The 23,210-nt window shown below is 45.1% G+C and carries 17 protein-coding genes and 3 tRNA genes; 14 read left to right on the top strand and 6 right to left on the bottom strand.

The features are described 5' to 3' along the window. Nucleotides 1–49 precede the first annotated feature (49 nt). The 5 genes from FTT75_RS02700 to FTT75_RS02680 all read right to left on the bottom strand — a co-directional run bounded on the left by FTT75_RS02700 (nt 50) and on the right by FTT75_RS02680 (nt 6,048). Nucleotides 50–125: transfer RNA gene (locus FTT75_RS02700), tRNA-Lys, on the bottom strand. Between the two features lie 58 nt (nt 126–183). Further along, a tRNA-Lys gene (locus tag FTT75_RS02695) sits at nt 184–259 on the bottom strand. A gap of 20 nt (nt 260–279) precedes the next feature. After that, nucleotides 280–355 (bottom strand) — tRNA-Lys (locus tag FTT75_RS02690). Nucleotides 356–550: 195 nt separating this feature from the next. Further along, nucleotides 551–2,392, bottom strand: coding sequence for a long-chain-acyl-CoA synthetase (locus FTT75_RS02685; RefSeq protein ID WP_005172895.1), 1,842 nt, complete (start codon nt 2,390–2,392; stop codon nt 551–553). A 173-nt stretch (nt 2,393–2,565) separates the two neighbouring features. Then, entirely contained in the window at nt 2,566–6,048 is a 3,483-nt protein-coding gene (locus FTT75_RS02680; RefSeq protein WP_180101297.1) for an Rne/Rng family ribonuclease, read from the bottom strand. 766 nt (nt 6,049–6,814) lie between these two features. Here FTT75_RS02680 and FTT75_RS02675 point away from each other — a divergent pair. The 7 genes from FTT75_RS02675 to FTT75_RS02645 all read left to right on the top strand — a co-directional run bounded on the left by FTT75_RS02675 (nt 6,815) and on the right by FTT75_RS02645 (nt 14,600). Continuing rightward, entirely contained in the window at nt 6,815–7,771 is a 957-nt protein-coding gene (locus FTT75_RS02675) for an RluA family pseudouridine synthase (protein WP_005095416.1), read from the top strand. Nucleotides 7,772–7,940: 169 nt separating this feature from the next. Continuing rightward, nucleotides 7,941–8,609: an HAD-IA family hydrolase gene (locus FTT75_RS02670; protein ID WP_180185878.1), complete on the top strand. Its 669-nt coding sequence runs from the start codon at nt 7,941–7,943 to the stop codon at nt 8,607–8,609. A gap of 406 nt (nt 8,610–9,015) precedes the next feature. After that, the gene (locus FTT75_RS02665; protein ID WP_005095421.1) at nt 9,016–9,813 is read left to right on the top strand and encodes a 2-keto-4-pentenoate hydratase; all 798 of its coding nucleotides are present in this window, start codon (nt 9,016–9,018) and stop codon (nt 9,811–9,813) included. A 24-nt stretch (nt 9,814–9,837) separates the two neighbouring features. Then, complete coding sequence (locus FTT75_RS02660) at nt 9,838–10,731, top strand: acetaldehyde dehydrogenase (acetylating) (protein ID WP_004278526.1); 894 nt, start codon at nt 9,838–9,840, stop codon at nt 10,729–10,731. A gap of 11 nt (nt 10,732–10,742) precedes the next feature. Then, nucleotides 10,743–11,762, top strand: a complete 1,020-nt coding sequence (gene dmpG / locus FTT75_RS02655; RefSeq protein WP_005107995.1) for a 4-hydroxy-2-oxovalerate aldolase — start codon at nt 10,743–10,745, stop codon at nt 11,760–11,762. Nucleotides 11,763–12,190: 428 nt separating this feature from the next. Next, nucleotides 12,191–13,447, top strand: a complete 1,257-nt coding sequence (locus FTT75_RS02650; protein WP_180079621.1) for an OprD family outer membrane porin — start codon at nt 12,191–12,193, stop codon at nt 13,445–13,447. 292 nt (nt 13,448–13,739) lie between these two features. Beyond that, nucleotides 13,740–14,600: an alpha/beta fold hydrolase gene (locus FTT75_RS02645; RefSeq protein WP_180185877.1), complete on the top strand. Its 861-nt coding sequence runs from the start codon at nt 13,740–13,742 to the stop codon at nt 14,598–14,600. A 379-nt stretch (nt 14,601–14,979) separates the two neighbouring features. Here FTT75_RS02645 and hcaR read toward each other — a convergent pair whose 3' ends face one another. After that, complete coding sequence (hcaR, locus tag FTT75_RS02640) at nt 14,980–15,888, bottom strand: DNA-binding transcriptional regulator HcaR (RefSeq protein ID WP_005172878.1); 909 nt, start codon at nt 15,886–15,888, stop codon at nt 14,980–14,982. 280 nt (nt 15,889–16,168) lie between these two features. Here hcaR and hcaE point away from each other — a divergent pair, with 280 nt between their 5' ends. The 7 genes from hcaE (at nt 16,169) to FTT75_RS02605 (ending at nt 22,726) form a co-directional block, all read left to right on the top strand. Next, a complete protein-coding gene (gene hcaE, locus FTT75_RS02635) occupies nt 16,169–17,536 on the top strand; it encodes a 3-phenylpropionate/cinnamic acid dioxygenase subunit alpha (protein WP_005095430.1) in 1,368 nt (455 codons plus the stop codon). Then, on the top strand, nt 17,533–18,051 hold the full coding sequence (gene hcaF / locus FTT75_RS02630) for a 3-phenylpropionate/cinnamic acid dioxygenase subunit beta (protein WP_005095432.1): 519 nt from the start codon (nt 17,533–17,535) through the stop codon (nt 18,049–18,051). Before hcaE ends, hcaF begins: the two co-directional genes overlap by 4 nt. Next, nucleotides 18,051–18,377 (top strand): 3-phenylpropionate/cinnamic acid dioxygenase ferredoxin subunit, encoded by a 327-nt coding sequence (hcaC, locus tag FTT75_RS02625; RefSeq protein ID WP_005095433.1) that lies wholly within the window; start codon nt 18,051–18,053, stop codon nt 18,375–18,377. Before hcaF ends, hcaC begins: the two co-directional genes overlap by 1 nt. Before the next feature lie 2 nt (nt 18,378–18,379). Further along, nucleotides 18,380–19,195: a 3-phenylpropionate-dihydrodiol/cinnamic acid-dihydrodiol dehydrogenase gene (gene hcaB, locus FTT75_RS02620; RefSeq protein ID WP_005095434.1), complete on the top strand. Its 816-nt coding sequence runs from the start codon at nt 18,380–18,382 to the stop codon at nt 19,193–19,195. 113 nt (nt 19,196–19,308) lie between these two features. Then, entirely contained in the window at nt 19,309–20,274 is a 966-nt protein-coding gene (locus FTT75_RS02615) for a 3-carboxyethylcatechol 2,3-dioxygenase (RefSeq protein ID WP_074383973.1), read from the top strand. A gap of 5 nt (nt 20,275–20,279) precedes the next feature. Then, the gene (gene hcaD, locus FTT75_RS02610; protein ID WP_005172868.1) at nt 20,280–21,506 is read left to right on the top strand and encodes a 3-phenylpropionate/cinnamic acid dioxygenase ferredoxin--NAD(+) reductase subunit; all 1,227 of its coding nucleotides are present in this window, start codon (nt 20,280–20,282) and stop codon (nt 21,504–21,506) included. A gap of 311 nt (nt 21,507–21,817) precedes the next feature. Next, on the top strand, nt 21,818–22,726 hold the full coding sequence (locus FTT75_RS02605) for a DMT family transporter (protein WP_180185876.1): 909 nt from the start codon (nt 21,818–21,820) through the stop codon (nt 22,724–22,726). Nucleotides 22,727–23,210: the final 484 nt, after the last annotated feature.

Raw genomic sequence — 23,210 nt, 5'->3', positions numbered from 1 at the left:
AAATGAAAATAGTGTAGGGGATGTTTCAGAAGACATTCTAAGTAAAGAATGGTGGGCCGTCCGCGACTCGAACGCGGGACCAATGGATTAAAAGTCCACTGCTCTACCAACTGAGCTAACGGCCCATTCTGGGTAATCAAAATGAATTTGATTGAGATTTCTAAAACTGATGTTTTAGAATGATGGTGGGCCGTCCGCGACTCGAACGCGGGACCAATGGATTAAAAGTCCACTGCTCTACCAACTGAGCTAACGGCCCATCAAGGGATATCAAAGAAATGGTGGGCCGTCCGCGACTCGAACGCGGGACCAATGGATTAAAAGTCCACTGCTCTACCAACTGAGCTAACGGCCCTGAACCGGCATTCAAACTAGGTTTGAATGTATAGTGCAAGTCAAGCTAAATAGCTTAAAGCACCACTTTGTTTGATGGAGCGTATTGTAGCAAGATCTCATTTCAGCGCAAGCAAAAAATAACAAAGTTGCCCATGTTTGATTATAAATAGAACAATTGTGCTTTATCTAAACAAAAAATAGGCAACTTCAGTACTTAGAAGCGATATTGGTAGGCCTGAATGTTGGCAAAAATCTCTGCTGTGAGCTCAGAATAGGCCGTTGCACCTGGTAAGAGAACCAACAGGCGTTCATCGGTTTTATTCGGATCAAATGCTTGCTCTTTCAACCTGTTTTTCTGGTATTTAAAGGTGCCTGTCGTTTCGACTTGCTGCTGGATACGTAAAAACACCGGAACGGCATAAGCAGGCAAGCACTGTTTAAAGGTGCTGACCATCTGTTGCAGGTCTTCTTGATCCAGTTGCATGTCTGGTTTTAAGGTCAGCGCTGCCATCCCGGCACGACCATTGGTATTGGGGATTTCCACGCCATACACCACCGCTTCAACGATTTTGTCATACTCGGTCAGCATGTTTTCAACTTCAGTCGTGGAAACATTTTCACCTTTCCAGCGGAAAGTATCACCTAAGCGGTCGACAAACTGGGCATGACGAAAGCCGATATTACGTACCAGATCGCCCGTATTGAAATAAGCATCACCTTTGCCAAATACATCCTGCATGATCACGGACTTGTTTTTTTCCGGGTCGGTATAACCATCAAAGGGTGAGCGACGGGTAATTTTACCAATCAGTAAACCTGTTTCACCTTTTTTCACCCGTTTGCAGTGACCCTTGTTATCCCGAACCGGTTCATTTTTATCTTTATCAAAGGCAATAATGGCATAGGGTGTCGGGGAGAAACCGACGGTATTGTCAAAATTGAAAATATTGCTAAAACCGACATTGCCTTCACTGGACGCATACAATTCCAGCACTTCCTGAATCCCAAAACGGGATTTGAACTTGTCCCAGATATTCGGGCGCATGCCATTTCCAATCATTCGGGTGACCCGATGGTCTTTTTCCAGTTCAGAGGGAGGGGCATCCATCAGATAGCGGCACAACTCACCGACATAGCCAATTGCAGATGCATCAAATTTCTTTACATCTTTCCAGAAGGAGGAGGTCGAGAATTTACGTCGAATCGCAAGCGTTCCTGCACCTGCAATCACGCCACACCAGCACACCACCATGCCTGTGGCATGATAAAGCGGCAGGGTGCAGTACATCACATCATCTTTCTTCAGGTTTAGCACATGGCCATAGGTGCCATAAGCCAGCGTCCAGCGCCCGTTGGTAAAGATGACTGCCTTAGGCAGGCCGGTGGTGCCCGACGTATAAATGTAGAACAGCCCATCTTTGCCTTGCACCGAATGGGTGGTCGGTGGATTGAATTTCGGGGAGAGATCGATTTTTTCAGCCAGATTGATAAAGCCCGCAGGCGCCTGCCCCGGATCGGCTTGAGTATTTTGATCGGCAAACCAATGCAGGCGATCACTGCTAATATTGAGGTCATCACGAATCTCGTTGACCGCGTTCCGGCACTCTTCACCGACAATCACCGCAATTGGTTTGACCAGGTTGATACTGTGGGTCAGCACCTTACCCACCTGCGAGGTATTGACCAGTGCCGTGGTGACACCGAGTTTGGCCAGACCGAGCACGCTGGCAATCAGTTCAGGGCGGTTCTCGACCATCAGCGCCACGACATCACCTTTTTTGGCACCCAAGGAAAGATAAAAATGTGCAATCTGGTTGGCCCAGGCATTAAGAGCGGTATAACTATAGCTTTGATCTTCGAAACGCAAAGCGATACCTTCCGGATTACGCTGTGAAGCTTTTTCAAAAGCCAGACCCAGACCGGCCGGTGTATTCGGAGTACGTAAATAAGCCTGTCTTAGCCCAGTCAGCAAATTAGGCACTTTGATTAAGAAGGCCGGGATTTTGGCAGCGACATCTGCAATACCAATAAGATCGTGCGGTTTCATTTGGGTCATGAGAATCCTATTTGTTTTTCGTATCCGATAGGTTTAATTTATATACAGTAGACAAGCTATCCATCTTTTAACGTTAAAAAGCTAGTGCAATCTACCTATTTTGACCAAATCTAGCAAAAAAAACCTAGTCATCGAAATGACTAGGTTTTTTTATGTGACTGCAATTGGGCAAATTATGACTCAGTTGCAGTATTGGCTTTTTTCGGTGGACGGCCACGTGGACGACGCGGGCGAGCAGCTTGCTTCTCGGCTTTTTCCGCTTCGCTGGCTTCAGCTTCCTCTACGGTCGCTTCTGCCACATCTTTGCTTTTTGCCACAGGCGCTTCTGTTTCAGCACTTGCTTCAGCTGGAGCAGCTTCTTCGACCTGAACTTCAGCTGGTGCAACTTCAGTGGTCACTTCTACTGGTGCTGCGGTTTCAGTTGCTGGTTCCGTCGGTTGAGTATTTTCCGTCGTTTCAACCACTGCTTCCGATGCTACAGGTGCTTCAGTTACAGCTGCTTCAACAGGTTCAGCTGGTGCTTCTACTGCTACAGGTTCTGGCGCAGCTTCAACTGACGGCGCGGCTTCCACCTTTGCCTGCTGTTTGGCTTGTTGCAAAGCCTGCTCCGCAGCCTGTTTGGCCAAACGGCGACGCTCACGTGGATCGTTGGCAACACGCTTGTCTGAGACCGGTTTTGGTGGGTTCAGGTCCAGGACTGGAGCAGGCTCTGCTTCAACCTTGGCTACCGTTACTTCAACATCACGGGTGACCGGTTTTTTCTCTGCAGCAGCAGGCGCTGCGGCAGCCACCAGACTCGCGTTGTACTCTTTCGTGAACTTTTCTAAAGCACGGTTGAAGGTTGGTAATAAACCAAACTGTTCGATCAGCACTGAGCAGTCTTCACCATAGACATGACGAATCAGGCTACCAATGGTGAACTGGCCCAAAGTTGGCACTTGTGACGGTGTTAACTGCTGAGCTGCAGGTTGTTGCGACTGTGCTGCACGCTGCTGGCGACGACGCTGACGCGGATCGTTGCTGGCCCGTGTTTTTTCAGACGTTGCTTCAGTCGCTACAATTTCTTCCACAGGAGCTGTCAAGGTGGCTTCAACCACATTTTCAGCTGCAGCCGCTTCAACTGGCGCATCTGCCGGTGCAGTGACTTCAACTGCTGGCGTTGCAACTGTAGCATTGTCATTCAATGCCACGATTTCGCTTTTTGCCTGGTCAATATTTACGACCATTGCTGTTGGCATCACATCCGTACGGGGTGCATCGACCAATTCAACACGAAGCTGCTTGTCATTGACGGCCGGCGCTTCAACAACTGCAGGAGCTGCCTGAGGCGCTTGTTCGTTCAGAACACTTGGATCGCGGTGGCGATTTGGGCGTTCCGGACGTTGCTGGTTGCGGCGGTCACGGCGCGGCATTGCCTGTTGTGGCTGTTGTTCATTGTTCTGAACATCATTTTGCTGCGCTGGCTCGTTGTGATGCTGACGGCGAGAATGACGCTTGTTTTCACGTGCTTCATGGCGTTGTTCTTGACGAGACACCTGAACCACTTCTTCATGCACTTGATGTTGCTGAGGTGCAGGAGCTTCAGACTGAACCTGCTCGCGCGGTTCTTTGTGCTTCGGGTTCGGGTTGCGCGGTTTCTTGTTGTGACGTGGTGCCCTTTCTTCACGCTCTGCCGGTTTTTCTGCCGCATCACGTTCCTGTTTTTGTGCAACAGTCGATGGTGCCAGGTAAGCATTATTGTTGCTTGATACAGCAGCAGGTTGTGCTACGTGCTGTGGTGCTGGCTGTGCAACCGGTGCAGCCACCTGACCGAACTGGCCACGACTTACCGCACCGCCATTGATCATTTGTTCAATCGCTGCTGCAGCATTATTGGCAGTACGTGATGGATCAACAGTCGCTGCCTGTTTTTGTACAAACAGGTTTTCTAACCATGCACATGGGCTGCTTGAAGCTACTGGAGCTACTGCCTGTACAGGTGTTTGCTGTGCCACTTGCGGTTGAGCCGGCTGGTTTTGTGGATTGCGGCGTTTATTGTTATTACGGCCATTGTTTTGTTGCGGCTGTGAAGGCGCTGGTGCTGCGTGTTGCGCATGCTGCTCTTCTTCTAGATGCCATTCCGAAGACTCATAGCCCAATTCTTTTTCACTTGAACGGGTCGCTTCGGTACGTTCATAGCTGGTTGGGGCAAAGCCTTCGGCATTATAGGTAATTTCATAGTGCGGTGTTTCTAGATGCGGATGCGGCAATACTGTCACACGTACATTCGAGGTTTGTTCCAGATATACTAGGGTATGACGCTTTTCATTCAACATGAATGCAGCAATTTCGACCGGAACTTCGACCTGAACTTCACCTTGACGTTCACGCAGTGCAATCTCTTCCACTTTACGCATGATTGAAAGTGAAAGTGAACGCAAGTCGCGTACCATGCCGGTACCATGACAGCGTGGGCAGACATAGCCAGTCGCTTCTTCAAGAGAAGGACGTAGACGCTGACGGCTCATTTCCATCAGGCCAAAACGTGACAATTGACCGAATTGAATACGGGCACGGTCACTCTGGGTCGCTTCACGAAGTTTCGCTTCCACCATACGCTGGTTGCGATCTTTGGTCATGTCGATAAAGTCGATCACCACCAGGCCGCCGATATCGCGTAAACGCAATTGACGCGCAATTTCTTCTGCAGCTTCAATATTGGTGTTCAGCGCAGTATCTTCAACATCGCTACCGCGGGTCGATTTTGCTGAGTTGATGTCAATCGACACCAAAGCTTCAGTTTGATCGATGACGATCGAACCGCCAGAAGGGAGTTTTACTTCACGTTCATAGGCAGTCTGAATCTGGCTTTCAATCGCGAAATGAGCAAATAAAGGCTCATTTAAGGTATAGGTTTTCAGTTTGTCGAGTTGACGTGGCATCACTGCTTTTACGAAGTTATAAGCTTCGTTATAGGCTTGCTCAGAGTCAATTAGAATTTCCGCAACATCATCACGCAGGTAGTCACGAATGGCACGTGTCACCACACCCGCTTCCTGATGCACCAACATTGGAGATGGGCCAGAACTTGCTGTTTTCTGGATTTGTGCCCAAAGGTCAAGCAGATGTTGCAGATCAAGTTGCAGCTCTTCTTGTGAACGGCCGATGCCGGCAGTACGCACAATCACGCTCATGCCACGTGGTACGTTAAGCGTCGCCAGCATTTCTTTCAGTTCTTCACGCACAGCACCAGAAATTTGACGGCTGATACCACCACCTTTCGGGTTGTTTGGCATTAAAACCAGGTAACGGCCAGCAAGTGAAATAAACGTAGACAGGGCAGCACCTTTATTGCCACGCTCTTCTTTTTCCACCTGAACCAAAAGCTCGGTGCCTTCCGTGATCAGTTCACGGATATTTGAGGTCTGGCGTGGATCGGCTTTGTAATATGAGTTTGCGATTTCACGCATCGACAGGAAGCCTTGACGACCTGCACCATATTCGACGAATACAGCTTCTAAAGAAGGCTCAACGCGAGTCACGTGACCTTTATAGATATTGGATTTTTTTTGTTCACGGGTACGATTCTCTAAATCAAAATCGTAAAGACGCTGACCAGTGACAAGTGCAACGCGAATTTCTTCGGCATGTGTTGCATTAATCAACATACGTTTCATGGGTGTAACACCTTATAGTGATACACAGCAAAAAATCGCTATACACGTAGCGAACATCACACATCACGGATCAATGGCTCAAATCTGCAATGAATTTCATTGTGGTCTGAGTCTTTTCTTACCGGCTTCTACTTGTATAGATAGGCTTCGGTTTTGATTCACGTATTGATGATGGCAATACGGCTTCAATCTTTAAACGGATTAAAGTCACCTGAACGCTTCACTGGCGGACGAGCGGTGCATTGGATGTATGTAACTTTCACTGTCACATTGCTCGAAGATCATCCCTTCTTTATAGAAAGTGTCTTGATACGGAATTGTCGTCGTATCTTTACAAACTGTGCAGATCCAATGCATCGACGCTGTAGCCTGAAGTCGTCTTCAGGGTGCGACTAATCTGATGTGTATCAGTTTACGTTTAAAAACCAACGAAAGTTGGCGACATATTTTTTAAGACAAACTGATTTATGTACCTGAGGTACAATTAAACGCAACAGTTTGCTTTGTTTGCCGATATAATAAGCCTTCGGCGTCGGCATAATTCTTTGGGGACCTTCCCGTATCATGTGAGTCTTTAATTGAACAATCAAGTTCAGAAAAATCTGAAATGATTCAACTTTTACCCACAAACGATGGTTTCCGTGCGCTGACTATATCAAACCTTGCATCATCTGCCTATGGGCTAAGCTTATGTTTCTTGTGTAAAGCATAACCTAAGTGATCAGTTTTTAATCAATTTTAGTATTTTTTGGGTCATAGTAACTGTATGAATTCTACGCAACAATGGCAAAACGTCACTTGGTTTGAAGTGGATGAACATCAAGATGGACAACGCATCGATAATTTCCTGTTTAGTCGTTTGAAAGGTGTGCCAAAAAGCCGTATCTATCGCCTGATTCGTGAAGGCCAGGTGCGCGTCAATAAAAAACGCATCAAGGCGGAAACCAAACTGGCGATTGCTGATCAGATTCGTGTTGCACCGATCCGTTATGAGCAAAAAGATGAATCTGCTGCGCCAATCTCTGACAAGGTTGCCAATGGTTTGTTGGCCCGGGTAATTTATGAAGATGAAGGTCTGATGGTGGTCAACAAGCCTTCAGGCATTGCGGTGCATGGCGGCAGTGGTGTGGCCTATGGCCTGATTGAAGGTTTACGTGCAGCGACTGGGAAAAAATATCTGGAACTGATTCATCGTATTGACCGTGACACGTCTGGTCTGGTGATGATCTCGAAAAAACGTAGCGTACTGAAAAGCTTACAGGACATGCTGCGTGAACATAAAATTAAAAAAACCTATGCTGCTGTGGTCAAAGGTAACGTAGCACTTGACCGTCAGTTGATTGATGCGCCTTTACATCGCTATGAGCTGGCCAATGGCGAGCGTCGTGTCTGTGTATCGCCGAAAGAAGGTAAAGAGTCGAAGACGCAGTGGAATGTGCAGGAACGCTTTATGCATGCCACACTGGTCTATGCCTCTCCACTTTCGGGTCGTACCCATCAGATTCGTGTACATGGTTTGAGTATTGGGCATCCGCTAGTAGGCGATGAAAAATATGGTCATGAAACTGGTTATAACGGGCCGAAACCGCGCCGCTTGTGTCTGCATGCCATGCGTCTGGAGATTCCGGGTTATGCCATGATTGAAGCACCTTTGCCGGAAGATATGCAGAGTCTGGTGGCGCAGTTAAGAGCACAGAAAGCGGATAAGCCGACGGCTCAGTAAAGACTTATTTTTTTCTTTTAATAAATTCAATCCACCCTAACCCTCTTTCTTAAAGAGGGGCTAGGGGAGATTTTAGGCATTAAACCTCTCTCTAGCCCTCTTCTACAAGGAGAGGGCTAGAGAGAGGTGGTAAAGCTACCTAACCTTGAATCAAATCTAGGAAATCTTTATGAACTCATCTGTAAAACTGGTCATTTTTGATTGGGATGGCACTTTATTTGATTCGGTCAGTCAAATCGTGGCGAGTTTGCAGTTTGCAGCACAACAGTTTCAACAGCCCTTAAGCGATGAAGACGCGAAAAGCATTATTGGCTTAGGTTTGCCTGAAGTGGCACAGCGTTTATTTCCGAATGTGCCTGAATTGCATGCCAATATTTTACAAAGTTATTCCGAACACTATGTGGCAAACTCTTCCGGAGATTCCTGGTTTGAAGGGGTGGCACATATGCTTGCGGATTTGCAGCAACACGGTGTGAAGCTGGCAGTGGCGACGGGTAAAAGCCGTAAAGGTCTGGATCGTGTCTTGAAGCAGACCAACAGTGAGCAGCTGTTTGTGACCACGCGTGCTGCCAGTGAAACCCGTTCCAAACCAGATCCACTCATGTTAGAAGAAATACTGGCAGAAACGGGTGTACAGGCCGAACATGCGCTTATGGTCGGTGACACTTCTTATGATCTGGAAATGGCACAAAATATGGCCATGCCAAGTATCGGTGTCAGCTATGGCGTGCATGAACCTGAGCTTTTGGCGCAATTTAATCCGCTCTGTATCGTAGATGATGTGACCGCTTTACATGCGGCATTGTTGGCTAAAGTCCAATGGAAACAAGCGATTTAATCTATTATCTTGGTTACAGTAAAAAATGGTATTTCCCCGGTTTAAAACTGCCGGGGAGCGCCACAGATTTAAGCGTTTGCTCTTATCTTTTAGTCTAAAGTCGCAATTATGTTGATTTTATTCGGTCAGATTAGCGGAGTTTTTCTGCTAAATGATGATGCATTTTAAATACTAAGATTTTGTTTTGTCTTGGTTTTTATGGATTTTCTTTATAGATAATAGCTATAGCAAAAAATAAAATAACTATTGGCATAAAAGCCGTATTTTTCCCATTCTAAAACTGTTTATTCCTATGCTCGCTCTGAGAAAGGTAATCCTGACGGATTATCGGCCTGATCATGTCCATATTTTCTGTCCATCTTAGATCTCAGCATAAGCCTAATTTTTGCAGTTTAAGGAAACATTGATGTCGAATTCTGCTGTTGTTGAATCAGTTGCACAAGCCCTTCGTAGCGCTGAATTATCACAAACTGCGATCGCGCCGATTCGCCCAGAACTGGGTGGTGAAAGTGCTGACGTAGATATTGCCTATGCCGTTCAAGAAGTGAATACCGAGCGCGCTTTGTCTGAAGGTCGCCGTCTGGTAGGCCGTAAAATTGGTTTAACCTCTAAAGTGGTTCAAGCGCAACTCGGCGTAGATCAGCCTGACTTCGGCATGTTGTTTGCTGACATGGCCTATGGCGATGGTGAAGTAATTCCTGCAGGTCTGCTGATTCAACCTAAGGTTGAAGCGGAAATCGCATTGGTAATTAACCAGGATTTGACCAAAGAAAAACATACCTATGCAGATATTATCAGCGCGACTGAGTATGCCCTGCCTGCAGTTGAAGTGGTCGATAGCCGGATCGAAAACTGGAAAATCAGTTTAATTGATACAGTTGCAGATAACGCATCTTCCGCAGCATTCGTTTTAGGTTCTCAACCTGTAAAACTTGAAAACCTTGATCTGGTGAACTGCAAAATGGTCATGACGCGTGGTGACGAAGTTGTGTCTCAAGGTGTGGGTAAGGCATGTCTTGCAAACCCACTCAATGCTGCAGTTTGGCTGGCAGATGAAATGGTACGCCGTGGTCGTCCATTACTTGCAGGCGACATTATCTTAACAGGTGCCTTAGGGCCTATGGTTGTGGCTCAACCAGGCGATGAATTCAAAGTTGAAATTGAAGGCTTCGGTTCTGTTACAGCTGCATTTGCTGCTGAATAATCGAGATTCCAAGAGAGTACATTCATGAAAAAGATTAAATGTGCAATGATCGGTCCAGGTAATATTGGTACGGATTTGCTTTATAAATTACAACGCAGCGAATGGTTAGAGCCAGTGTGGATGGTGGGGATTGACCCGACCTCTGAAGGTCTGGCACGTGCTGCAAAAATGGGTTTAAAAACCACCGCTGAAGGTGTGGATGGTCTTCTTCCTCACGTGATTGCAGATGATATTAAAATTGCATTCGATGCAACGTCTGCTTATGTACATGCTGAAAACAGCCGCAAGCTCAATGAACTTGGCGTACTGATGATTGACTTAACGCCTGCTGCGATCGGTCCTTTCTGTGTACCACCGGTCAACCTTGAAGCATTGCTTGCGGGTGGCGAAGTGCCAAACGTCAACATGGTAACGTGTGGTGGTCAGGCAACGATTCCGATGGTTGCTGCAGTTTCTCGCGTTCAACCGGTTGAATATGGTGAGATCATTGCAACGGTATCGACTAAATCAGTAGGTCCAGGTACACGTAAAAACATTGATGAATTTACCCGTACCACTGCCGGTGCCATTGAGAAAGTGGGCGGCGCGAAACAGGGTAAAGCGATTATCATCATCAACCCGGCTGAGCCACCACTGATGATGCGTGACACGGTTCACTGTCTGGTAGAAGGTGAACCGGATCAAGCAGCGATCACTGAATCTGTACATGCAATGATTAAAGAAGTTCAAAAATATGTACCGGGTTACAAGCTTGTCAATGGTCCAGTTTTTGATGGCAACCGCGTGTCAATTTACTTAGAAGTTGAAGGTCTTGGTGATTTCCTGCCGAAATATGCGGGTAACCTTGACATCATGACTGCTGCTGCTGCACGTACTGCAGAGATGTTTGCAGAACACGTATTCAATAAAGACGCTTAAGGAGCAACCACATGTCTAAGATTATTGTTCATGATATGACTTTGCGTGATGGTATGCATCCACAGCGCCATCAAACCACTGTTGAGCAAATGATTGCGATTTCAACAGCGCTTGATGATGCAGGCGTACCTTTAATCGAAGTAACCCACGGTGACGGCCTTGGCGGTTCATCCGTCAACTACGGTTTCGCTGCTGCAACTGACGAAGAATACTTGTCAGCTGTTGTACCACGTATGAAGAATGCCAAAATTTCTGCATTACTTCTACCTGGTATCGGTACGGTTGACCATTTAAAAATGGCGCATGAAATTGGTGTTTCTACTATTCGTGTTGCAACGCACTGTACAGAAGCGGATTGCTCAGAACAGCACATCACTGCTGCGCGTAAGTTAGACATGGACACAGTGGGCTTCCTAATGCTTGCTCACATGGCGACTCCTGAAAAACTGCTTGAAGAAGCAAACAAGATGGTGTCTTACGGTGCAAACTGTATCTATGTCACTGACTCAGCAGGCTATATGCTTCCTCAAGATGTCATCGATCGTGTTGGTCATTTACGTCAACACTTGGACCCAAGCATTGAGCTCGGTTTCCACGGTCACCATAACTTGGGTATGGGTGTATCGAATACGGTTGCTGCGGTACAAGCCGGTGCAGTACGTGTTGACTTGGCATCTGCAGGTTTGGGTGCGGGTGCGGGTAATACACCACTTGAGTTGTTCATTGCGGTTGCAAACCGTATGGGCATGGACACTGGCGTTGACTTGTTCAAAGTACAAGACGTTGCTGAAGATCTGGTCATTCCAATGATGCACAACCCGATCCGTGCCGATCGTGATGCAGCAACTTTGGGTTATGCGGGTGTGTATTCTTCATTCCTGCTGTTTGCTAAACGCGCTGAAGCAAAATATGGCGTTTCTGCACGTGAAATCCTGATGGAGCTTGGTCGTCGTGGTACGGTCGGTGGTCAGGAAGACATGATTGAAGATTTAGCATTAACCATGTCTAAAGCGCGTGAGTTACAAGCTTAACTTTTAATCGCTCAGTATTAAAATAAGTTTGATAAAAAAGCATCCAAATTGGGTGCTTTTTTATTTTAAATGAGACTGATTAATATATTAAAACTCTGGGGTGAGATGTTTTAGTTATAATATTGTAGGGCGATTATTTTGGCTTTATATTTTCCTTAAACATAAAAACGATAAATAAAAAATGGCTGCTGAAAGATTTTAAAAAATTTACTCTTATTAATAGAAGAAACAAAAGTTTGAATTAAATATCTGGTCAATTTTTTATTTTAATTAATCGTTTTAAAATCTAAGCGATTGGTTGCTTGAGGAGAAGTCTGAAATATCGGCCGATGAAAGCAGAAAACCTTAATACTGTAGTCGGATTTTTAAAAAGGGCATTGTTTAGCATGATGGTGCCATAGCTTAATTTGATTACTGGGAAATAAGCCATGCGTCGTCAAAATTTATGGATAGCAATTCTTGCTGCGACAGCAACATTAGGAACTTCTGCAACTTATGCAGATTTTGTTGACGATAGCCAAGTGCAATTAAAATTTAAAAACTTCTATCTTGATCGCCAAATCAAAGAAAATCCTGCAGCGAACTGGGGTTCATGGTCGCAAGGGATCACTTTGGATGCGAAGTCAGGTTACCAAGATATTGGTGCTGGCATTCAAGTAGGTGCAGATCTTTTGGTACAACATGCATTCAAATTGAATGCGCGTGATAAAAATCCAGACTGGATTTTGCCGCATGATGGCAAAGAATCAAAAGATAATTTTGGGAAGGTTGGTGCGACATTAAAAGCCAAAGTATCTCAAACTGAATTGAAAGTAGGTGAATTATTACCTGTTTCTCCAGTTTTAGTTTTCGATCCATCACGTCAGTTGTTGACGACTTATAGTGGTGCATGGTTGGAATCAAAAGATGTAAAAGATACTAAGTTAACCTTGGCTTACATCGATGGCATTAATAACCGTTATGACAATCAGTTCCGTGAGTTAACTAAATTTGCGCCACCAGCAAATTATGATACAGGTGCGGAAGCGGATGGTATGTACATTGCGGGTATTGATCACCAATTTACACCTGAGATTGGTGCAAGCTACTGGTATGCCGATGTACAAGATATTTATACCCAGCAATATGTTGGTGCAAACTATAAAACCAAGTTAGGTGAAAAAGCCAAACTTGATAGCCATGTACGTTACTTCGATAACTCAGATTCGGGTGACAAATTATATGGTGAAGTGGATAACCAAGCATTATCGGTAGGTGCAAAAGTGAATTATGGTTCACATACCTTCGGTTTAGGTTATCAACAAATGTTTGGTGATACAGCATTCCCGACATTGGGTGGATGGGTGCCTCAGCCTTATTTGGTGAACTGGGGTGTAGCAACATTCACCAATGTAAATGAAAAATCATGGGGATTCACCTATGGTTATGACTTTGCTGAGTTGGGTGCGAAAGGCCTAAATGCAACGGCTGTTTACTTCACTGGTTCTGATGCTGAAGTTAAAACAGCGCAAGGTGCGCTAAAAGATCAAAAGTCGGATGAATTTAATTTGATCGTAAATTACACCGTACCAGAGGGTAAATTGAAAGGTTTAGGCATTCAAGGAATGTATATTGACGCCAATTATGACTGGAAATCAGACCTGAAAGAGTACCGCGTAGCAACGACCTATACGTATAAGTTCTAATTAAAGCAATGAAAAAGCGGGAAGATAAATTGGCATTTCCCGCTTTTTTTTAAAGGCCTATTCAAAAGCGAAATACCACAATAATCATAAGGGAATTGTGATTATTTAACTCTTTAAAAACAAATACTTAAATTATAGTCATTTTGTTGTTTATGATCGTAAATATGTATCAGTTACAGTCTATTGAACAGGTAATATGAGACTGTAAAAACACAAAATTCGAAAGAGTCCCTCTTGGGTTTAAAACCGCTATGGTTTGAAACACAAGTTCTACGCAATACGAGGAGCATGTATGAGCACTGTTCAGATTCCTGACTATACAACTGATTCATTCTTTGGTTTAGAAGATAAATGGATTGAAACTGCTGAAGGCGAATTGACTCATTACCACGAAGTGGGTGAGGGTACACCAATTCTATTTTTACACGGTTCAGGTACAGGTGTATCTGCTGCTGCTAACTGGTGGTTGAACCTACCTCAAATTGGTGAACAAGCACGTTGTATCGCAATCGACACGATTGGTTATGGTCAAACTGTTGTTGCACCGAATACTGCGTATGGTATCCGAGCTTGGGTTGATCACGCCGTGCGTACGTTAGATGCACTTGGTATTGAAAAAACTTGGTTAGTGGGTAACTCACTTGGTGGTTGGTTAGCATTCCAAATGGCGCTTGACTATCCAGAGCGTATTTTGGGTATCGTTTCTATGGGTACAGGTGGTGCGAAACAAACTGCTGCACTCAAAGCGCATGCAAACCCGGTGTTGACTGAAGAAGGCATCAAGAAAACCTTGTCAATGTTTGTGGTAAATAAAGACTTGATCACGGATGAACTGGTTAAAGTTCGCTTTGCTTCTGCTGCAAATGACTATGCATCAAATCGTTTGATGGATGTAGTTGGCGCACGTGACCGTGACCGTTTCGAATTCCCGCTTGATTTCGAAAAAATGAAAGATATTACTGTGCCAGTGTTACTGATTCATGGTACGCAAGATGTGGTCATTCCAGTATCACGTACTTGGGACATCCTGAATGTGGTTCCAAATGCTGATGCGCATATTTTCAGCCAATGTGGGCACTGGTCTCAAGTTGAGAAAGCAGACGAATTCAATACTGTGATCAAAAACTATCTTGCTGTTCACGGCGTAAAATAATTTTACCGTGTTTTAAAAAGGGATGACTTCGGTCATCCTTTTTTTGTGGGCAAAATATTGAACAGAATGTACTTAAGTGCATATGATTCTCATTTGTACAGGTTGATGTAAAAATCTAATTATTTTTAGCAAGTTATTAAATTTAAGCCGAGAAAAAACTGACTTAACTTTTATTAGACTTAAGTTGTAAATGAAGGGGGGTTAGGGTGAAAAACAGGCAATATTAGCCCAGATCAGGCGACCAATTAAGGAGCTACAGATTGATCCTTTATCAAAAAATAGAATTTAAAATAAATTTTTTAGCAAAAAATGATAAAACAAAAAAGCACATGCCACTCAAAAGTTGAATGGCATATGCTTGATCGGGGATGGAGCGGCATTAGTCCTGTTCGTCGCGGTTAATGTCCAGATAAAACACCCGGGTTAATAGCTCAAGGAATTTGGTTACCGCATAGGATTTGTTGTTTTTGTGGTAACTGACATACAGATCCAGATATGGCAGTTCCACGTCCAGAGGGCGAATTACGGTATTGTCCATGGTCAGCGGTACAATATAGCCCGGTAATATGGTGCAGCCCAAGCCAATACCAATCGAGTTGATATTGAACAGGATGTTATCCGCTTTCTGTACGATGTTGAGCTCAACATTATTGGCTTTGGCAAAGTCCAGAATGGCATGATGTAAAGTATGTGACTGCTCTGCTGATGGAATAATAAAATCAATACCATTCAATGCTTTAACTGGAATTCTCTCGTATTTTGCCAATGGGTGATCTTTAGGTAATATAAAAATCAAAGGCTCACGAATCACAAACTGGCTTTCAATTTCATCACTATTGAAGTTATGACGGGTAAAAGTCAGATCCAGATCGCCTTTTTTCAACAGACGCATTTGTTCATTATTGTTCAGGCTGAGCAATTCAATTTTTAAATCCGGATTTTGCACACGCAGATTTGGCAAGATATACGGGAAGATTTTCATCTCGGCCACCGGAACAAAACCAATCCGTAGCATTTGCTGCTTGGCTTGTGACACCTGACGTGCCATGGCAACGGCCTTGTCTGCTTGTGCCAGGGTCAGGCGCGCCTGTTCCAGAAATACGGCACCTTCTTCGGTCAGCTCCACTTTACGTTTGGTTCGGTTGAGTAGCTTGACGCCGACATCTTCTTCCAGGTCTTTGATTTGCTGGCTAAGTGAGGGTTGAGCCGTATAAAGTTTAAGTGCTGCCTTACTAAAGTTCAGTTCTTCAGCAACGGTGATAAAGTAGCGAAGGTGTCGTAATTCCATGTCATCAGCCCGAAGAGTAATCCAAAAAATGTCTTACTATAATTTCATAGAAGTATAATCTATAAACAACTATGTCGTGAAGGTTATTTTGATATTTAGAAAGTAAATACTCTTGAGATATTTATTAATGTTTTAATATCAGAACAAGCACGTGGAATAATTGCTTAAAGCTATTAATTGAAACAAAAAAAATATTTCCCCAAAATCAATCCAAAATCCATTATCCATTCGAATTGAGTCTATTTACTTTGTGCCTTGATGGGTCACAGGAGAGCTTTTCATGAGTGGAAAAATTGATGTGCGTGAAATCGACGCTTTAGTCGATGCACAAAATGGGCGTATCACTCCATCTATCTATACAGATCCAGATATTTACGAATTAGAACTTGAACGCGTTTTTGGCCGTACTTGGTTGTTCCTTTGTCATGAAAGCCAGATTCCAAAGGCGGGTGACTTCTTCAATACCTATATGGGTGAAGATCCGATCATCGTGGCACGTCAAAAAGATGGCTCAATCAAAGCATTCTTAAACCAGTGCCGTCACCGCTCTATGCGTGTGAGTTTCGCAGACTGTGGTAATACCCGTGCATTCACTTGCCCATACCACGGCTGGTCTTATGGCATTGACGGTTCTTTAAAAGACATTCCGCTTGAAGAACGTGCTTACCCACAAGGTGCATGTAAAGAGCAATGGGGCTTGGTCGAAGTGAATCGTGTCAAGTCTTACAAAGGTCTGGTATTCGCTTGTTGGGATGAAACCACACCTGATCTTGAAGAATACATGGGCGATATCGCCTGGTATCTAGATGGTGTACTTGACCGTCGTCCAGGTGGTACAGAAATTATCGGTGGTGTACACAAATGGGAAATCGAGTGTAACTGGAAATTTGCAGCGGAACAGTTTGCATCTGACCAATATCATGCCTTGTTCTCTCATGCATCTGCGATCCAAGTCCTTGGCGCAAAACCAGATGATGAAGCATCGAAAAAACTTGGTGCTGCACAAACGGCTCGTCCAGTCTGGGAAACGGCTAAAGATGCACTTCAGTACGGTTCACGTGGTCACGGTTCAGGCTTCTTCTTTACAGAAAAACCAGATGCAAACGTATGGGTCGACGGTGAAGTAGCCAACTACTTCCGCGAAACTTATGAAGAAGTAAAAGAGCGTTTAGGTGAAGTCCGTGCCCTGCGTCTTGCAGGTCATAACACCATGTTCCCGACCTTGTCTTGGTTGAACGGTACGGCAACGCTTCGTGTATGGCACCCACGTGGTCCAAACAAAACTGAAGTATGGGCATTCTGTATTGCGGATGCTGAAGCATCGCAAGAAGTCAAAGAAGCATTTGAACGTTCTGCAACGCGTGCTTTCGGTCCTGCTGGTTTCCTAGAGCAAGATGACTCTGAAAACTGGATCGAGATTCAAAAAGTTTTACGTGGTTATAAAGCCCGTCAAAACAAACTCATTATGGAAATGGGTAAAGGCAACGAGAAAATCCGTGAAGACGGTATTCCGGGGATCACCAACTATATTTTCTCTGAAACTGCAGCACGTGGCATGTACCGCCGCTGGGCAGATTTATTGATCCATGAAAAATGGGAAGACGTTGAAGCAGCAGCTGACGCATACGAGAAGGAGCTTATGAAATGAGTCAAGTGAGTTTAGAACTTCATCATCAAATCAGTCAGTTCCTGTATCGCGAAGCAAAATTGCTGGACGACTGGAAATTCCGCGATTGGTTGGATACCTTGGCTGAAGATATTTCTTATACGCTACGTACCACACCAAACGCGCAAACCCGTGACCGTCGCCGTTCAGTTGAGCCACCGACGACTTGGGTATTCAACGATACCAAAGACCTTTTAGAGCGTCGTGTCGCACGTCTTGAAACCGGTATGGCTTGGGCTGAAGAGCCTCCATCACGTACCACTCACATGGTGAGCAACGTGATCGTAGAGCCAGCTGAAGTTGAAGGCGAATACGACGTATATGTAACCTATTTGCTATATCGTACGCAAAAAGAGAAAGACATTGTCATTTACTGCGGTAAACGCCATGACAAGATCCGTAAAGTTGAAGGCGGCCTCGGCTTCCAGATCTTCAACCGTAAGATCATGCTGGATCAAGCGACCTATAGCTCACATAACCTGAGTGTATTCTTCTAATGAATAAGATTTTTGTTTGCCAAGTTGACGAATTAGACGAAGGCGAAGCGCTAAAAGTAGATTGCGGCGTGAATGGTATTGATGCATTGGCAGTATTCAATAACGGTGGTGAGTTCTTCGCAATGAACGACCGCTGTTCACACGGCAATGCGTCTATGTCTGAAGGTTATCTGGAAGACGACGGTACAGTGGAATGTCCACTTCATGCTGCACGTTTCTGTTTGAAAACAGGTGAGGCACTTTGCTTGCCAGCAACTGATCCAATTCAAACATTCCCGGTAGTGGTTGAAGACGGCGCATTATATGTAGAGATGGCAGGAGAGTAATCATGGGTTGGCTACAAGGCGAAGTTGCACTTATTACCGGTGGTGGTTCAGGCTTAGGCTGGGCGCTAGTGGAACGTTTCCTGGAAGAAGGTGCACAAGTTGCCGTTCTTCAACGTTCAAAAGCAAAAGTGGAGGCATTAAACGAACACTTTGGCGGTAAAGTTCTTGCGATTGAAGGCGATGTAGCCAGCTATGCAGACAACGTTCGTGCAGTGAATGCCACTGTAGAGCGTTTCGGCAAACTCGACTGTTTCGTTGGTAATGCCGGGATCTGGGATCATTATGCCGATATCGTCAATACCTCTGGTGAGCAGCTGGAAAAAGCCTTTGACGAGATTATGGGGATTAATACCAAATCGCTCATTCTCGGCGCGAAGGCTGCACTGGATGCATTGATCGCTTCTGAAGGTTCTATCATATTTACTTTGTCTAATTCGGCACTGTACTCCGCTGGCGGAGGCCCTGTATATACTGCATCTAAGCATGCAGGGGTGGGTATTATGAAAGAATTGGCCTATGAGCTTGCGCCTAAAGTACGAGTGAATGCGGTTGCACCGTCAGGTATGAATGTGAATATCAAAGGCGCAGCGTCGCTCGGTCAGGAAAATGTTGGCCTGCTCGATGCACGTGATCCTGAGAAAATTGCACGTGGTATGCCACTGAATTTCTTGCCTGAACCGGAAGATATGACAGGTTCATACGTACTCTTGGCATCTCGTCAAAATAACCGTCCTTTGACTGGCGTTCTGATCAATGCAGAATGCGGTCTGGGGATTCGTGGCTTACGTCAGCCCCGTGCCGGTTTCTTTGACGAATAAAAATCTGCTTTTAAAAATCTCCCCTTCCCCCTCTTTATAAAAGAGGGAGAAAATCTCCCTCCTTTTTAAAGGAAGGATGGGGAGGATTTAAGTCTTCCTTTTTGGAGTCTCTCATGGCCGTTAAACTTATTTGTGCATCGCACAGTCCGTTAATGGAATTTGCTTCACCACAGGAAAAGCGTAAAGAACAAGCCGTTCGTGATGCTTTTGAAAAACTCTCTGCTGAAGTAAAAGCTTACGACCCAACCCTGATCATCACCTTTGGTCCTGACCATTTTAATGGTTTCTTCTATGACCTGATGCCAAGTTTCTGTGTCGGTATTCGTGCCAAAGCTGCGGGTGACTGGGATTATGGTAAAGACAATGATCACATTGATGTACCTGAAGACAAAGCATTAGGTTTGGTTCGACGTGTACTCGATGAAGGTGTCGACGTTGCATATTCTTACCGTATGCAGGCGGATCATGGGGTGACTCAGCCATTGCACTTCCTGTGTGACGGCAAACTCGATCGTTATCCAACGATTCCAATTTTTATTAATGGCGCTGCAGCACCGATGCCAACCCCCAAGCGTACCATTGCTTTGGGCCGTGCTGTAGGTCAGTTTATTAAATCTTTAAACCTTGAAAATGAGCGTGTCCTTGTTTTAGGTACAGGTGGTCTGTCGCATGATCCACCCACACCGCAAATGGGTTCGGTTCCACCACAAGTAGAAGAATTCCTGATTGCAGGTCGTAATCCAACGCCTGAAGCACGTGAAGCACGTCAGGGCAAAGTCATTGCAGTCGGTCAGAAACTGGCAGCAGGCGATACTTCGGTTGCAGTTCCTTTAAATGCTGAATGGGATCGTGCACTACTTGAAACCTTCAAGAACGCTGATTTTGCGACCTTAGAAGCCATGACAGAAGATGAAATTCGTCGTGACGGCGGTCGTGGTGGTCAGGAAGTCCGTTCCTGGATGGCCGCATTTGCAGCCTTAAGCGAAATGGGCGAATACGACATGACAACACACTGCTATGAAGATATCAGTGAATGGATTGCGGGCTTCGGCATCGTATCTGCAGAGTTAAAAGGTTAATTGACATGAGCAACATCGAAACCATCGTAATTGTAGGGGCTGGCCAGGCAGGTGCAAGCGCGATTTTAGAACTTCGTGGCAACAAGTACGCAGGTAAAATCATTCTGATTGGTGATGAAACGCATCTTCCTTATGAGCGTCCGCCACTGTCGAAAGATGTGATTCTAAAACCTGAGGACACCAAGATTGAAATTCTGTCAGCAGAAAAACTGGCTGATCTTGGCGTGACCACCATTCGTGGCAATGGCGTGACTCAAATCAACGCGACCGCGAAAACGGTTGAACTTCAAAATGGTGATGTTGTTGCTTATGACAAATTGCTTCTCGCAACAGGCGGTGCCGCGCGCCGTCTGCCAAACTTCGATGCGTTAGGCAAACATGTTTATACCTTGCGTAACCTTGAAGACTCACAGGCATTGGTTCCTGTATTGCAAGCAGGTCAACGTATTCTGCTGATCGGTGGCGGTGTGATCGGTCTTGAACTGGCATCCTCTGCGCGTTACAAAGACTGTCAGGTGACTGTGCTTGAGCAGGGACCAATGGTAATGGGGCGTTGTTCACCGCGTATTTTAAGTGAATTTCTGCTTGAACAACACCGTCTGGCAGGCGTAGATGTTCGCTTAAATACTCAAGTTGCAGCTTGCCGTTTAGATGGTGAAGAAATTGTGGTGACTTTAGCTGATGGCGAAGAGTTACGTGCTGATGCTGTGGTTTATGGAATCGGAATTGTGCCAAACGCACAGCTTGCCATTGCAGCCGGTTTAGATGCTGATCTTGCGATCAAGGTCAATGAAAACTGCCAGACTTCAAATGCCGATATTTATGCAGCAGGCGATGTCGCGACACAACTTCGTGAAGACGGCGAATTCCGCCGTGTCGAGACTTGGGAAAATGCCAATCTTCAGGCAGGCATTTTTGCGCGTCATGTCATGGGTGTCGAACATCCAAAAGCCAATCCGGCCTGGTTCTGGACCGATCAGCTCAATATCAACTTCCAGTTTGTCGGTGATATGGCAGCGACCCAATGGCTGGTTCGTGGTGACATGGATGCAGCCAAAGGCGCAGACAATTCATTTGTGATGTATGGTGTGACCGATGGTCAAATCGTTGCCGGTATTACCGTCAATGCGGCCAAAGAAATGCGTCATCTGAAAAAAATGATCAGCAAGAATACGGCTTTTGAAGCTGAAAAACATTTGGATCTGGCACAAGACTTACGCAAAATTGCTTAAGTTGTATTGAGATATCTTGGAACAGACCTATGTTTTGCATAGGTCTGTTTTTTTATATTGATCGAATACTCTCTATATGATCACTACCTCAAGTTTCAGTTTTGGTTTGTATTACTTTGCGTAGGTAATGCCTCACTTTTGAGAGATGAGCCATACATGGCGCAAGGTGACAAAAATCTTTTTCTAAACTGAGGATATGTCCATATATCCCAGTTTAGCGGCGGCATCCATGCCGCAATCAGTATTGTCGATTGTGGATTTGAACGAGAAGTTAGTTCAACTCTTTCTGATTAACTTTAATTGAGTCTTTTATGAATTCAAATTCATCTCCCATGCTGGTGACGGCAAGTATTTATGCTTTACTGGTGCTGATTTGGGCCGCAACGCCTTTGGCGATTGTCTGGAGCGTGGCCGAGATTCACCCGATGTGGGTACTGATCATTCGCTATTTTGGCGCATCGATTATTGCGCTATTCCTGCTAAAAATCATGCGTGATCCCTTGCCTTTTGACGGCACTTCAATGAAAAGCTATCTGGCCGGCAGTCTGAATTTAATCGGTGCACAGCTGTTTATTTATCTGGCAGCCAATTATCTGACCTCAGGTCTGATGGCCCTGATTTTTGGTTTTTCGCCGCTGATTGCCGGTCTGATCGGGCATGTGATCTTAAAAACTCATCAGTTAGTGTGGCTGCAATGGTCAGGTATGGCTGTTGCCATTGCAGGGCTGAGTTTTGTATTTTTAGATTCGGCAGACAGCAAGGTGAATCCTTGGGGTGTGGTGCTGATGCTGATCAGTATGGTGTCCTATATCAGTTCAATCTTCTGGGTCAAACAGATCAACGCACCTTTAAGCCCAATGTCACAAGCGACAGGTTCATTGCTGCTATCAGCAGCCGGTTCACTGCTCTTGATTCCATTTATCTGGCAGCATATGCCGACCCAGTTGCCTGGCATACAGGCGCTGATCGGGTTTGTATTTACCATGATCATGTCCTCGATTGTGGCGATGCTGTGTTATTTCTGGCTGATTCGGCGTTTAAATGCTTCAACAGTATCTTTGAGTAATGTCATGACGCCAGTCATCGCACTGGTACTTGGTGCGACTCTGAATCATGAAATCATCAGCAGTCATGCCTTTGCAGGAATTGCCGTGGTGATGTTCGGCATCATTATGTACTTTTGGAAAGAGTGGCGTGAGCAATACTTTTCCAAGCACTAAATCTGTAGCAAATCAAAAGGGCGAAAGCCCTTTTTTATGCTTTAAATCTTTTAGAGGAATGAAGTCTATGGCTACATCCGTTCACAAGAGTTTAAGCAAGTCTATTTAGCAGATTGGCCAAATGTTAAAAATAGTATATGTCATCGTATGCACTCTCAATCGTTGCATAACTCAGGCGTGCACGATCAAATCAGCACACATTATGAGGATAAAATTTTGGCTGGAATCAGCAGAGTAGGGCTTGGTATGATTTTGTATTTTTTAAAAAACTGTATGCATCATGTTTTTCTCGACAGTACCCATAGTCCGGCCAGCCAGCAGGCTATCAGAGCGCTATTTTTTTGCTAAAATAACAAAAACATACATGATTGTCTGTGATGGATTTCATACTATACTCAAGTGCGCCTGTTTTTAGTTTGTATGCTCATTAAAAGATGCATCGCCTGACCATTTCAAGCGGTTGCTGTCTTGCATATAGCGAATA

This window comes from Acinetobacter sp. YH01008 (assembly GCF_013420435.1).
Classification (GTDB): Bacteria; Pseudomonadota; Gammaproteobacteria; order Pseudomonadales; family Moraxellaceae; genus Acinetobacter; species Acinetobacter pseudolwoffii.
This window is presented reverse-complemented; position numbering and strand designations above follow the sequence as displayed.

Excerpts from the sequence above, each read along its gene's own strand:
- hcaB (WP_005095434.1), top strand. The coding sequence starts at position 18,380 with ATGGGTTGGCTACAAGGCGAAGTTGCACTTATTACCGGTGGTGGTTCA.
- FTT75_RS02665 (WP_005095421.1), top strand. The coding sequence starts at position 9,016 with ATGTCGAATTCTGCTGTTGTTGAATCAGTTGCACAAGCCCTTCGTAGC.
- FTT75_RS02685 (WP_005172895.1), bottom strand. The coding sequence starts at position 2,392 with ATGACCCAAATGAAACCGCACGATCTTATTGGTATTGCAGATGTCGCT.
- FTT75_RS02660 (WP_004278526.1), top strand. The coding sequence starts at position 9,838 with ATGAAAAAGATTAAATGTGCAATGATCGGTCCAGGTAATATTGGTACG.
- FTT75_RS02645 (WP_180185877.1), top strand. The coding sequence starts at position 13,740 with ATGAGCACTGTTCAGATTCCTGACTATACAACTGATTCATTCTTTGGT.
- FTT75_RS02615 (WP_074383973.1), top strand. The coding sequence starts at position 19,309 with ATGGCCGTTAAACTTATTTGTGCATCGCACAGTCCGTTAATGGAATTT.
- FTT75_RS02670 (WP_180185878.1), top strand. The coding sequence starts at position 7,941 with ATGAACTCATCTGTAAAACTGGTCATTTTTGATTGGGATGGCACTTTA.
- hcaC (WP_005095433.1), top strand. The coding sequence starts at position 18,051 with ATGAATAAGATTTTTGTTTGCCAAGTTGACGAATTAGACGAAGGCGAA.
- hcaD (WP_005172868.1), top strand. The coding sequence starts at position 20,280 with ATGAGCAACATCGAAACCATCGTAATTGTAGGGGCTGGCCAGGCAGGT.
- FTT75_RS02675 (WP_005095416.1), top strand. The coding sequence starts at position 6,815 with ATGAATTCTACGCAACAATGGCAAAACGTCACTTGGTTTGAAGTGGAT.
- dmpG (WP_005107995.1), top strand. The coding sequence starts at position 10,743 with ATGTCTAAGATTATTGTTCATGATATGACTTTGCGTGATGGTATGCAT.
- hcaE (WP_005095430.1), top strand. The coding sequence starts at position 16,169 with ATGAGTGGAAAAATTGATGTGCGTGAAATCGACGCTTTAGTCGATGCA.
- hcaF (WP_005095432.1), top strand. The coding sequence starts at position 17,533 with ATGAGTCAAGTGAGTTTAGAACTTCATCATCAAATCAGTCAGTTCCTG.
- FTT75_RS02650 (WP_180079621.1), top strand. The coding sequence starts at position 12,191 with ATGCGTCGTCAAAATTTATGGATAGCAATTCTTGCTGCGACAGCAACA.
- hcaR (WP_005172878.1), bottom strand. The coding sequence starts at position 15,888 with ATGGAATTACGACACCTTCGCTACTTTATCACCGTTGCTGAAGAACTG.
- FTT75_RS02680 (WP_180101297.1), bottom strand. The coding sequence starts at position 6,048 with ATGAAACGTATGTTGATTAATGCAACACATGCCGAAGAAATTCGCGTT.
- FTT75_RS02605 (WP_180185876.1), top strand. The coding sequence starts at position 21,818 with ATGAATTCAAATTCATCTCCCATGCTGGTGACGGCAAGTATTTATGCT.